General features: G+C 65.5%; 11 protein-coding genes. 3 read left to right on the top strand and 8 right to left on the bottom strand.

Features of this window, described 5'->3' with window-relative positions; translation table 11 throughout:
- Nucleotides 1-486: 486 nt before the first annotated feature.
- The 8 genes from KA419_18150 to KA419_18115 are packed head-to-tail and all read right to left on the bottom strand — an operon-like array spanning nucleotide 487 to nucleotide 8,108.
- A complete protein-coding gene (locus KA419_18150) occupies nucleotides 487-2,079 on the bottom strand; it encodes an NADH-quinone oxidoreductase subunit M (GenBank protein ID MBP7867857.1) in 1,593 nt (530 codons plus the stop codon).
- A gap of 10 nt (nucleotides 2,080-2,089) precedes the next feature.
- Complete coding sequence (gene nuoL / locus KA419_18145; protein ID MBP7867856.1) at nucleotides 2,090-4,030, bottom strand: NADH-quinone oxidoreductase subunit L; 1,941 nt, start codon at nucleotides 4,028-4,030, stop codon at nucleotides 2,090-2,092.
- Nucleotides 4,031-4,037: 7 nt separating this feature from the next.
- Complete coding sequence (gene nuoK / locus KA419_18140; GenBank protein ID MBP7867855.1) at nucleotides 4,038-4,346, bottom strand: NADH-quinone oxidoreductase subunit NuoK; 309 nt, start codon at nucleotides 4,344-4,346, stop codon at nucleotides 4,038-4,040.
- Entirely contained in the window at nucleotides 4,346-4,855 is a 510-nt protein-coding gene (locus tag KA419_18135) for an NADH-quinone oxidoreductase subunit J (GenBank protein ID MBP7867854.1), read from the bottom strand. Before KA419_18135 ends, nuoK begins: the two co-directional genes overlap by 1 nt.
- Before the next feature lie 57 nt (nucleotides 4,856-4,912).
- Nucleotides 4,913-6,094, bottom strand: a complete 1,182-nt coding sequence (locus tag KA419_18130) for an SPFH domain-containing protein (protein ID MBP7867853.1) — start codon at nucleotides 6,092-6,094, stop codon at nucleotides 4,913-4,915.
- Nucleotides 6,095-6,140: 46 nt separating this feature from the next.
- Nucleotides 6,141-6,677 (bottom strand): hypothetical protein, encoded by a 537-nt coding sequence (locus KA419_18125; GenBank protein MBP7867852.1) that lies wholly within the window; start codon nucleotides 6,675-6,677, stop codon nucleotides 6,141-6,143.
- Between the two features lie 55 nt (nucleotides 6,678-6,732).
- A complete protein-coding gene (locus tag KA419_18120) occupies nucleotides 6,733-7,635 on the bottom strand; it encodes a xanthine dehydrogenase family protein subunit M (protein MBP7867851.1) in 903 nt (300 codons plus the stop codon).
- Nucleotides 7,632-8,108: a (2Fe-2S)-binding protein gene (locus KA419_18115; GenBank protein MBP7867850.1), complete on the bottom strand. Its 477-nt coding sequence runs from the start codon at nucleotides 8,106-8,108 to the stop codon at nucleotides 7,632-7,634. Before KA419_18115 ends, KA419_18120 begins: the two co-directional genes overlap by 4 nt.
- 192 nt (nucleotides 8,109-8,300) lie before the next feature.
- Between KA419_18115 and KA419_18110 the strand changes: the two genes are divergently transcribed.
- From KA419_18110 to KA419_18100, 3 genes are all read left to right on the top strand, one after another.
- Nucleotides 8,301-8,729: a transcriptional repressor gene (locus KA419_18110; protein MBP7867849.1), complete on the top strand. Its 429-nt coding sequence runs from the start codon at nucleotides 8,301-8,303 to the stop codon at nucleotides 8,727-8,729.
- Nucleotides 8,730-8,767: 38 nt separating this feature from the next.
- A complete protein-coding gene (locus KA419_18105) occupies nucleotides 8,768-9,256 on the top strand; it encodes a ferritin (protein ID MBP7867848.1) in 489 nt (162 codons plus the stop codon).
- 177 nt (nucleotides 9,257-9,433) lie between these two features.
- The gene (locus tag KA419_18100; GenBank protein ID MBP7867847.1) at nucleotides 9,434-11,305 is read left to right on the top strand and encodes an Hpt domain-containing protein; all 1,872 of its coding nucleotides are present in this window, start codon (nucleotides 9,434-9,436) and stop codon (nucleotides 11,303-11,305) included.
- Nucleotides 11,306-11,318: the final 13 nt, after the last annotated feature.

The following is an 11,318-nucleotide window of genomic DNA, read 5'->3' as shown; positions in this document are numbered from 1 at the left end:
CCATCTGGTCGACCGTGCGGTCGCCCTTCGCGAGAAAGCGCTGGCAGAAACGGTAGGTGATTTCGTAGACCACCTCAGCTTTCTGGTAGGTGAGCAGCCTCCGGTAATCACCCCGAGGGGGGGGAGCAACCCCGAGCCGGGGGAGGAAACGTGGTGGGGAAGTGGGGGGTGGGGGGTATGGGAGTCATGGGAATCATGGGAATCATGGGAGTCATGGGAGTCATGGGAGCCGGGGAAAGATAGGGCTTCAAAATAGAGAGGATAGGTCAAGTCTTCGGCGGAATCTTCGGGAAGGTCTTCGAATACGTCCCCGGAGCCTTCGGAATCAGGGGGAAAGGGGTCTTCCAGGTTCGCATCAATCACGGGCATATCGCATCTCGTGGGTTAACGGCAATTCTCCAGCCTCATCGATCCCCTCGATCCCATAACTCCCATAGCTCCCATAATTCCCATAATTCCCATCACTCACCCCTCCCCGCCGCCCCCTCACTTTCTGGCCGCTGCGGCCGACGGGCGTGGGGTGTGGGCCGCCGAGGCGGTCGACATCAGCGACGGGAGGGCCTTGACCTGCTCCACGGTTCGCAGGGTCTTGCGGAGGTCGTTGTCGGTGGGGCGTAAAAACCAGGCCGAGTAGACGCCGATCCAGATCATGAGCAGCACCAGGGGAACGAGGAGCGCCCGCTCCCGCAGGCCGATGTCGCTGACCTGGCGGTTCTCCTCCTTCGTGACCTCGCCGAAGAAGACCCGCTGGTAAACCCGCAGCATGTAGACGGCCCCGAGGATCATCCCCAGAACGGCCACCACCGCGAAAGCGCGGTTCCCGATGAACGCGCCCTGGAGCACCAGGATCTCGCCCACGAAACCGTTCAGCCCCGGGAGCCCGATGGAGGACAGCGTGGCGATCATGAAGAACACCGCGAAGGCGGGCATGGTTTTCGCGAGTCCGCCGAAGTCCTCGATCTGCCGGGTGTGGCGACGGTCGTACAACATGCCCACCAGCAGGAAGAGCATCCCCGTGGAGAGGCCGTGGTTGAGCATCTGGAGGTTGGCCCCCTGAACCCCGGTGAAGGTGAAGGTGAAGATGCCCAGCATCACGTAGCCCATGTGGGAGACCGAGGAGTAGGCCACCAGCCGCTTCAGGTCCGGCTGGACCATGGCCACCAGGGCGCCGTAGACGATGCCGACGACGGCCAGCAGGCAGATCCAGGGCGCGAGCTTGAGCGTGGCGTCGGGAAACAGGGGCAGGCAGTAGCGGAGGAACCCGTAGGTCCCCATTTTCAGCAGCACGCCCGCCAGGATGACTGAACCCGCCGTGGGCGCCTCCGTGTGGGCGTCGGGGAGCCACGTGTGGAAGGGGAAAAGGGGCACCTTGATGGCGAAGGCGATACCAAAAGCCAGGAAAAGCAGGATTTGTCGGTCGAAGGGGATCACCAGCGAGATGCCGCCGCTGCCCTGGAGCGTCTCGGCGATTCGAAGGTAGGAGAAGGTGTGGACCCCGGTGGCGTCGTAGTGCAGGAGGCCGAGCACGATGATCCCCACCAACATCAGCAGGGAGCCCGCCATGGTGTAGATGAAGAACTTGACCATGGCGTAGACCCGGTTGGCACTCCCCCAGACGCCGATGACCAGGGCCATGGGGATGAGCACGACCTCCCAGAACACGTAGAACAGGACGAGGTCCAGGGACAGGAAGACGCCCAGGATCCCCGTCTCCATGACCAGCAGGCAAACCATGAAGGCCCGGAGGTGCTTTTCCACCGCCCGGGACGCCGCGATGGCCACGGGGGTCAGGAAGGCGGTCAGGAGGACCAGGAACAGCGAAATCCCGTCGACGCCCAGGATGTAGCGGATCTCCGCCCCCCCCAGGGTGAACCAGTGGCGGGATTCCAGCAACTGGAACCCCCCGCCGGCCCGGTTGAAGCGGAGCAAAAGCTCGACGGCAGCCGCCAGGGGAAGCAACGAGACCCCGAAGGCGGTCCACCGGACCGCGGAGGCCCGCTCGCGCGGGACGAGCGCCAGCAGGGGGACCCCCAGCAGCGGGAGGAAGATGATCCAGGAGAGGAGGTGGTTGGCCGGCATGTCGAACCCCTCAGCGCAGGTAGAGCATCAGGAGGGCCAGGCCGGCGGCGAGGACCCCCACGGTGATCCAGCCGGCGTAGACCCGGGTGATGCCGCCCTGGAGACGGGAGACTCCCTTCCCCGCGGCCCCCGCCAGGTCGGCCCACCCGTTGACGATGCCGTCGATGACGTTGACGTCCGTCCACTTCCAGAAGACCTTCTCCGAAAGCCAGAAGAGGGGGCGCACGATCAGCGCGTGGAAGATCTCGTCCACGTAGAACTTGTTGGATATCAGCTTGTGCACCACCCCCAGTCGGGCCTCGTCCACCGGCGTCCGCCGCTGCCGACGGTAGACGGACCAGGCCGCCAGGGCGCCCAGCAGCGCGGCAGCCACCGAGATACACGTCACGAGGATCTCGTCGGCGTGGTGGGCGGCGGAGTGAGCGTGCGCCGCCGGGGCGCCGCCGGCGGCGAACACGGGGGAGAGGAACGCGTGGAAGCGGTTGGCCCCGACCCAGGCGGGGAGGCCGACCAGGCCGCCAAGGAGCGAGAGGGCCGCCAGGACCGCCAGGACCAGGGTCATGGATCTCGGCGACTCGTGGACGCGGGAAAGCTTGTCCTCCCCCATGCGCGCCGTCCCGTGGAAGGTCAGGAACATCAGGCGGAACATGTAGAAGGCGGTCAGCACGGCGGCGAAGGTGGCCATGGCGTAAAGGGTCATCGCGCCGGGCACCCCGGAGGAGTAGACGGAGAAGAGGATCTCGTCCTTGGAAAAGAACCCGGAGAAGATCGGGATGCCGGCGATAGCCAGTGTCCCGAACCACATGGTCACGCAGGTGACGGGGGTTTTCTTCGCGATCCCGCCCATGTTCTGGAGGTCCTGCTCGTGGTGGAGGGCCAGAATCACGCTCCCGGAACCCAGGAAGAGCAGGGCCTTGAAGAAGGCGTGGGTCATGAGGTGGAAGATCCCCGAGGTGAAGGCGCACACCCCCAGGGCCGTGAACATGAAGCCCAGCTGGCTGACCGTGGAGTAGGCCAGCACCCGCTTGATGTCCCGCTGGAAAAGGCCGATGACGGCGGCAAACACGGCGGTGGCGACGCCCACCACGGCCACGGCCAGAAGGGCGCGGGGGGCGTGCAGGTACAGGACGCTGGAGCGGGCCACCATGTACACGCCCGCCGTCACCATCGTGGCGGCGTGGATAAGGGCGCTGACGGGGGTTGGGCCCTCCATGGCGTCCGGGAGCCAGACGTAGAGAGGGATCTGGGCGCTCTTCCCCACCGCGCCCACGAAGAGGAGCAGCGCCGCCGCCGTCAGGACGCCGGCCCCGGTCTCCACCGGCAGGGCGGTGATCCCGGCGAACAGGCCGTTGAAATCGAGGCGGCCGAAGACGCTGAACAGCAGGAACACCCCGCAGATGAAGCCCGCGTCCCCGATCCGGTTGACGATGAAGGCTTTCTTCCCTGCATCGGCGGCGGACTTCTTGTGATAGTAGTAGCCGATCAGCAGGTATGAACACAGCCCGACGCCCTCCCACCCCACGAAGAGGAGGAGGTAGTTGTCCGCCATGACCAGCAGGAGCATGGCGGCCATGAAGAGGTTGAGGTAGGCGAAGAACCGCCGGTACCCATCCTCGCGCGCCATGTAACCCGTGCTGTAGACGTGGATGAGGAAGCCCACCCCGGTCACCACCAGGACCATGGTCAGGGACAGGGGGTCCAGGAGCAGCCCGAAGCGGGCGGTGAAGGTGCCGGAACTGATCCAGTCGAAGTAGGCGTGCTCCCAGCGGTGGCCGGGCATCCCGTTCAACCGGAGGAAGAGCGTCACCGCGGCGGCCAGGGAGAGGAACGTGGCCCCACAGGCGACCGCGTGCACGGCGCGCCGGCTGAAGCGCCCGCCCAGCAGGCCGTTGACGAGGAAGCCGAGGAAGGGGAGCGTGGGGACCAGGAGGGCCAGGTGCTGCGTTTCCATCGGGCCCTCACGAGTCCTTCAGCCGGCGGAGCCGGTCGATGTCCAGGGTGCCGTGCGTCCGCCAGACCGCGATCACCAGGGCCAGCCCGACCGCCGCCTCCACGGCGGCCAGCGCGATCACCAGGAAGACCACCACCTGCCCGTCCAGGGACCGGTTCTCCCGGGCAAAGGCCAGGAAGGTCAGGTTGGCGGCGTTGAGCATGAGTTCGACGCAGAGGAAGAGCACGACCAGGTTGCGACGGGTCAGGAGCCCAACGACCCCGACGGCGAAGAGAATCGCTCCCAGCAGCAGAACGTGGGTGATGGGGACGTCCATCAGGCGTCCTCCGGCCTTTTCTTTCGGGCCAGCACCACCGCGGCCACCAGGGCGATCATCACCAGGACGGTGATCAGTTCGAAGGGGAGAAGGTACCGGGTGAACAGCAGGGTGCCCACGGGCGCGACACCCCCGGGCGGTGGCGTCGCGGCGAGGGCTTCGGGCCGGGTCGTGAACCGTGCCGTGGCGAAGAGGACCAGGACAAGCACGCCGCACCCGAGCAGGGCCGACTGGATCCGCCAGGCCAGCCGGTCACTCCGCTCCCCGGACGCGGTGTAGGGGCCCACCAGCATGATGGTGATGACGAAGAGCACCATCACCGCGCCGGCGTAGACGATGAACTGGATCCACCCGATCAGGGGGGCGCCCAGGGTGAAGTAAACCCCGGCGATGCCGGCCAGGCAGACCACCAGCGAGAGGGCGGCGTTGAGCGTGCGCTTCTGAAGCAGCACGTTCACCGCCCCGCAGAGCGACACCGCCGCAAAAAGGTAGAACAGGGTTCGACTCATTCGGTCCCTACCGTCCGGATCGACATGCAACAGGCCCCTGCCGGCATCCGGCGGGGATCAGATCTTTTTTCCGCAACCGGAGCAGAACTTCGCGGCCCCGTCGTTTTCCGTGCCGCAGTCCGGGCACTTCTTCTTCCCCAGGGTGGCGCCGCAGTTGTTGCAGAACCGGGAGCCGGCGGTGTATTCGAAGCCGCAGGCCGGGCATTTCGGTCTGGCCAGCGGTTGCCCGCACCCCGAGCAGAACTTCGATGCGGCAGGGTTCGACGCGTTACAGGCAGCGCAGACCAAAACACCCGCCGCGGCACCGACGACCGGGGCCGGCGTTGCAGGCGTTGCAGGCGCTGCCGGCGGTGCGGGCGGCCCCGGGGGCTGTAGCGGCGCCGGCGGCGGTTGCTGCCCGGCCGCCATGGATTGCTGGATCATTCCCGGCATCATGAAACCGAGCCCGGCCCCCATGCCAAGCCCCACCCCGGCCGCCGCGCCGCCGCCGGGCTGTTCCGCGGCCTTCTCCATGGCCTTGGCAGCCTTGAACTGCATGAACTTGTTCATGTCGCCCAGGGCCCCCATGCCGCTCCGCTCGTCGATCATCTTCTGGACTTCTTCCGGCGGCGTGACGGCGGAGATGAAGAAATCCACCACCTCGATGCCGTACTTGTCGAAATCGCCGGAGACCCGGGACTTGGTGGCGAGGCTCAGCTCGTCGTAGTACTGAGCCAGGTCGAAGATGCTCTGCAGGTTCTCGCCCAGGACGTCGTTGAGACGGGAAACCACGTAATCCCTGAAATATTCTTCTATTCCATCCGTTGTGTAGACCCCGCGAGTTCCACAAATTTCTGCTATGAAAATTCTCGGATCACGTATTTTGAAGGAATATTTTCCGAAAGCCCGCAAGCGGACCATGGCGAGTTCCTTGTCCCGGAACGGGATAGGTTCCTTGGTCCCCCACTTCATGTCCAGGAAGGTCTGCAGACCGACGAAATAGACTTCCGCGGGGAAAGGAGCGTCGGTGAAGGGCAGGTTCACCAGTTTCCGCAGCAGCGGGATGTTCTGGGTGGTCAGGGTGTGCCGGCCGGCGAGGAAGGTGTCCAGGGCCTTGCCGTCGCGGAAGAAGACGGCGGCCTGGTTTTCCTGCACCACGAGCTGGGCGCCCAGGGCGATGTCCTTGGAGCCGGACTCGGGCCACCGGTGGACGATCTCGCGTCCCGAATTGTCGAAGAACTGAATGACTTCAATGGCCATGGTTCACCTCGTCGTACCTGTGGATTTCGTCCGCGTCCGCCGTCGCTCAGGCGCCGGCGTCCACGAGGCCCTTGATGGCGTTTTCGCGGTTGTTCAGGAGGGTGTCCACGCCCCGGAGCCTCTCGAGGACGTCCTGCACGGCCGCGGTGAAGGCCGCGGGGTCCCCGGCAGCCGCCGCGGGGAGTGCCTGCAGCTGGGCGTTGAGTTCGCCCAGCACGTCGAGAAGGCGGGCGTCGAACTCGTAGAGCTGGTCAAGCTCGGCCTCCTTGACCTTGACGGCGTCGAAGACGCCCGAGTAGCCGTGGGCGGCGAACTTGATGCGGTTCTCGATCTTCTCCATGAGGTTGTTCACCTGGTCCACCGACTTGAGGAGCATGATCTTGCCGTTGTCGGTGACGGCGCGGACCGCCTGCTGGACGTGCTTTTTCCCCTCCTGCACCTGCTGGGCGAGAAACTGGCGCAGGATGTGGTCGGCATCCCTGCGGTACTCTTTCTGGAGATACCCTCTGAACCCCGGTATCCAAAGAAGAACTTTCTCGAACCATCGCCGCTGCTGGGTCATCTTCTCCCGGACGTCTGCCATGCGTTTTCCCTCCGCACCCTTGATTTTCCCACTGTCAACCCCGGCCCGGGCCGGGTCACGAAACCGGCCCGATCCCCGCCCTCTCGAGGAACTCCCGGACGAAGTTCAGGGTCACCCGGAACTTGTAGGCCGCGTCCCCCCGGATGTCGGTGATGGGCGAGATGTCCTTCTCCAGGGCCTCCCGGAGTTCATCGAGCCCGGGGGCACGGCCGCCGTCGAGCAGATTTTCCACCGACTTCAGCCGCACCGGGAAGGCGGCGACCCCGCCCGCCGCCAATCGGGCGCGGGCGCCGGCTTCACCGTCGGCTCGGACAACGGCCCCGCAGACGGCGGTCCGCGAGATGGCCAGGGCCTTTCGCGGGCCGGCTTTCCGGTAGTACGACCCGGTCGCCGCGAACCCCAGGGGGAGCCGGACCGCCTCGATGAGGTCCCCGGGGCCCAGGGCCGTCTGCTTGTATCCCTGGTAGAACCCCTCCAGGGGGGTCTCCCGTCGTGAGCGCCTCCCCCGGATGACGACCGCCGCACCATAGAGGAGCAGGGGCGGCATGCTGTCCCCCGCAGGGGAAGCGTTGGCCAGGTTTCCGCCGAGCGTGGCCATGTTGCGGATCTGCCGAGACCCGATCCACCGGCACGCCTCCCAGAACACGGGAAACCGTTCCTTCACCGTCGGGTGCGCCAGGATCTCCGAGAACGTGGTGAAGGCCCCGATGGCCAGGTGCCGACCGTCCTGCCGGATCTCCGAAAAGGGCCCGAAGTCGCCGTCCGGGTTGCCGGCATCTCCCCCGGAATGGCGCAGGAGGCGGGACGGGTCGATCAGCGGCGCCCCCCGGTGCATCCCCCGGCGCAACTGGACCACGAGGTCCGTTCCGCCGGCCAGGATCAGGGCCCCGGGATGACTGTCCAGCATCTCCCAGAACTCGTCGCAGGTCTTGGGGCACAAATATCGGAAATCGTTCATTTATCCCTCTTTTCGACCGCCGCGGAAACCGCCTCGAGGACCTGGATGTACCCGGTGCAGCGGCAGAGGTTCCCTTCCACCGCTTCCAGCAGTGAAGCAGGCTCCGCACTTCCCCCCGACGAGAGGTGGGCATGGGTGGATACCAGGAAGCCGGAGGTGCAGTAACCGCACTGGACGGCGTCCTTCATGGCGAACGCCTCCGCCAGGGCCCGAAAGTCAGGGTTGGACTCGAGCCCCTCGGTGGTCACGACGGAGCGACCCTCGACGCTGCCCACGAGGACCAGGCAGGAAAGGACGGCTTTCCCGTCCAGCAGGACGGTGCAGGCGCCGCACTCCCCTTCCCCGCAGGCTTCCTTGGGCGAAAGAAGCCGGCAGTCCTCCCGCAGCACGTCAAGAAGCCGGCGGCGGGGATCGGTCCGGATCACGGCCGGTTCCCCGTTCAGTTCGAACCGGATTGCCCGTCTGTCCTCCATGTTGTCGCTCACTCCGTTTCTCCTCTCCGGTCGGGGGCTGGAAAGATTCTAGCACGAAACCCCGGGAGAAAAAAAGTGAGATTTTCTCGCAATCTTTTTGCGATCTATGGTATCTAAGAGGGTGTGACGTCGAGGGATCCCACGGGGTCCCCGGGAAGGTCACCGCGAGTCGGGGATTCAGGAGCAAACCACATGGAAAACAGACGGATCACGCGGCAGCGACAGGTCATTCTCGAGGAGCTGCGCATGACAACCTCCCACCCCACCGCGGACGAACTCTACCTCAACGTCCGGAAGAGGCTTCCCAACATCAGCCTGGGGACCATTTACCGCAACCTCGACCTGATGAGTTCGGCGGGAGTCATCCTCAAGCTGGAGGCGGCGGGCTCCGCCAAGCGCTTCGACGGCAACATCCAACCGCACCATCACATCCGCTGCGTCGCCTGCGGCCACATCTCCGACATCCCCATCGACCGGATCCCGTCAATCCCCATGGAACCGACCCTGATGGGTTTCTCGGTCACCGGCTATCACCTCGATGTCGAAGGGGTTTGCCCCTCCTGTCGCGAAACGGGGGTGAACGTCCCCGCCGAGGCGGGAGAACGCCATCTCCCCGCCTGATCCGCCGAAATCACACCATTCATATCTGGAGGAACGACATGAAAGCCAACACCATGGAAGATGCCCTGAACAAGCAGATCAACGAGGAACTGTTCTCCGCGTACCTCTACCTCGCCATGTCCGCCTGGTTCGAGGAGAAGAGCCTCCGCGGCTTCGCGCACTGGATGCGTGTCCAGTTCGGCGAGGAGCAGAAGCACGCCCAGAAGCTCTACCACTATCTGACCGAGCGCGGCTGGCGCGTGAAGCTGGACGCCATCGCGAAGCCCCAGTTCGAGTGGGGCTCCCCCCTGGCTGCCTTCGAGGCCGCCTACGCCCACGAGAAGCACATCACCAAGTGCATCCACACCCTCATGGACCAGGCCGTCAAGGAGAAGGACTACGCCACCCAGGGGCTCCTGCAGTGGTTCGTCAACGAGCAGGTGGAAGAGGAAGGATCCGCCCTGGAGATCGTGGAGAAGCTGAAGATGATCGGCGACAAACCCCACGGTGTCTTCATGATCGACCGGGAGCTGTCCGGGCGGAAGTGACACGGGCCACCGGGCGTTTCGGATACCGGGAAAACGCGGGGTGTGCCCCGCGTTTTTTTTCGGGGCGCAATCCCCCGGGCCGGGGCCGCTGACATTTCCTTGGACAATCCGCCGCCTTCGGCTACAATGGGAACGCGTGAACACCAGCGCTGACCCGGCCCCGAAAGGACACCTTTCATGACCAAAGAGCCCCGGAACACCTCGCAGAAGCCGGAGGAAGAGCCGGCAGCCGCCCCCTCCCCCGCCCTTTCGCACCGCTACGCCGAAACGGTTCAGTCCCTGGCGGACGGCCTGTTTTCCCCCTCCCGCCCCCCGCTTCGTCTCGATGACGCCCTGGCGCAACTGGCCGATCAGGTCGGCCTGCAGGGCGCGGCTATCCTTAAAATCCACCAACCCGCGCCGGCGGGGGCCGACACCGGCGCCGCCCCCCCCGCCGAGGCGGTCTTCGTCCTGGCCGCGGTCGGCCACCTCGGCCTGGCGCCCCTGATCATCAACTGCTCCCGCTGCCCCCTTCTGCACAGCGACGTCCCGCTGGCGCCGTGGACGCGTTTCGACGCTTTCGGCCTCGTCCTCGAAAACGAGGCCGGAACCCGATTCCCCGGCGACCTCACCTTCCTGTTGCCGATCCGCCGGGACGGCAGGCTGGAAGGGGGCCTCATCGCCGGCTTCCCTTCACCTCCCTCCCCCGAGGCCCTCTCCTGCCTGGCGTCCTTCTGCGTCCTGCTGGGTTTGCATTTGCAGTCCGCCGTGAACGGGTCCGCCGTGAACGTGCAGCGCGTCTTCTGTAAGGATGAGACTTCCGAGGAGAAGGGGGGGGGCCGCCCGTCCTTCTACCAGTCTCACTTTCACTTCATGGCCAAGATGAGTCACGAGATCCGGACGCCGATGAACGGTATCCTGGGAATGTCCGAACTCCTTCTCAAGTCGGACCTGAGCCCCACCCAGGCGGAGTGCGCCCGGACCATCCACGTGTGCAGCGAGAACCTCCTGCACATCATCAACGAGATCTCCGACTTCTCCGGCATCCAATCCGGGGCCCTGGAATTGCGGTTCATCCCCTTCAACCTCCGGGAGAGCCTCAACAACATCGCCTGGATCATGGAGGACAAGGCTTCCCGCAAGAACCTCCGGTTCACCTGTTCCATCCACGAGGACGTGCCGACCGGCCTGGTCTACGGTGAACCGGCCCGCTTCCGCCAGATCCTGGACAACCTCCTGGAGAACGCCCTCCGCTTCACGTCCCAGGGGAGGATTTCCCTGGAGGTGCGCCCCTTCCGGGCCCCCAAAACCCAGGACCCGGACCGGGAGACGCGCGTCTGCCTCCATTTCACCGTCCGGGACACCGGGGTCGGCATCTCCCCCGACCTTCGGGACGCCATCTTCTCCGCCTACGCCTTCATGGACAACTTCATGTCCCCCCTCTACGGCGGCACGGGGCTCGGCCTGGCCATCTGCCTGAACCTGGCCCGACTGATCGGGGGAAAGCTGTGGATGGACAACGCCCCGGGTGAAGGAAGCACCTTTCACGTGGTGCTCCCCTTCGGCCTCCTCGACGGCCTGACGTTCGAGACCCTGCCCGGCCGTCCGCTGAAATGCCCGGAAATGGAGCACATCCCCGAACCGCTGCCGATGGAGGCCGGAGAAATTCCGGAAAGGCCGCGCCCAAAGCTGGAGCAGCCGACAGACGGGCAGCAGGTGGAACTGCCCCTCGACATCGTTCGTGCGCGTCTCTTCATCGAATCCGTCGAGGTGTTCGAGAAATTCGTCCGGATCTTCCTGCAGGGGTACCCCGAGCACCTGGGCACGCTGACGCGGGCCCTCGAGGCCGATTCGGTCTCCGCCGTCCTGGATGCGCTCCACCAGCTGGAAAAAGTCCTGATCATCCTCGGCATGTCGAAAGCGGTGGAAGTCCTTTCGGAGATCGGGGACGACGCCCGGAAGGGCGACCTCAAACCGTGCCGGGAACGGATGCCGGCCCTGCGCACCGAGTTGGCGAGGCTGCACGAGTTCCTCTCCGGCAAGGCCTGGCGGGCCTATTGGGAGGGATGACCCGTCGCGCGCG

The sequence above is a fragment of the Acidobacteriota bacterium genome (genome assembly GCA_018001935.1).
In the GTDB taxonomy this organism is placed as follows: Bacteria; Acidobacteriota; JAAYUB01; order JAAYUB01; family JAAYUB01; genus JAGNHB01.
This window is presented reverse-complemented; position numbering and strand designations above follow the sequence as displayed.

Coding starts and splice junctions, on each gene's coding strand:
- KA419_18150 (MBP7867857.1), bottom strand. CDS start 2,079: ATGCCGGCCAACCACCTCCTCTCCTGGATCATCTTCCTCCCGCTGCTG.
- nuoL (MBP7867856.1), bottom strand. CDS start 4,030: ATGGAAACGCAGCACCTGGCCCTCCTGGTCCCCACGCTCCCCTTCCTC.
- nuoK (MBP7867855.1), bottom strand. CDS start 4,346: ATGGACGTCCCCATCACCCACGTTCTGCTGCTGGGAGCGATTCTCTTC.
- KA419_18135 (MBP7867854.1), bottom strand. CDS start 4,855: ATGAGTCGAACCCTGTTCTACCTTTTTGCGGCGGTGTCGCTCTGCGGG.
- KA419_18130 (MBP7867853.1), bottom strand. CDS start 6,094: ATGGCCATTGAAGTCATTCAGTTCTTCGACAATTCGGGACGCGAGATC.
- KA419_18125 (MBP7867852.1), bottom strand. CDS start 6,677: ATGGCAGACGTCCGGGAGAAGATGACCCAGCAGCGGCGATGGTTCGAG.
- KA419_18120 (MBP7867851.1), bottom strand. CDS start 7,635: ATGAACGATTTCCGATATTTGTGCCCCAAGACCTGCGACGAGTTCTGG.
- KA419_18115 (MBP7867850.1), bottom strand. CDS start 8,108: ATGGAGGACAGACGGGCAATCCGGTTCGAACTGAACGGGGAACCGGCC.
- KA419_18110 (MBP7867849.1), top strand. CDS start 8,301: ATGGAAAACAGACGGATCACGCGGCAGCGACAGGTCATTCTCGAGGAG.
- KA419_18105 (MBP7867848.1), top strand. CDS start 8,768: ATGAAAGCCAACACCATGGAAGATGCCCTGAACAAGCAGATCAACGAG.
- KA419_18100 (MBP7867847.1), top strand. CDS start 9,434: ATGACCAAAGAGCCCCGGAACACCTCGCAGAAGCCGGAGGAAGAGCCG.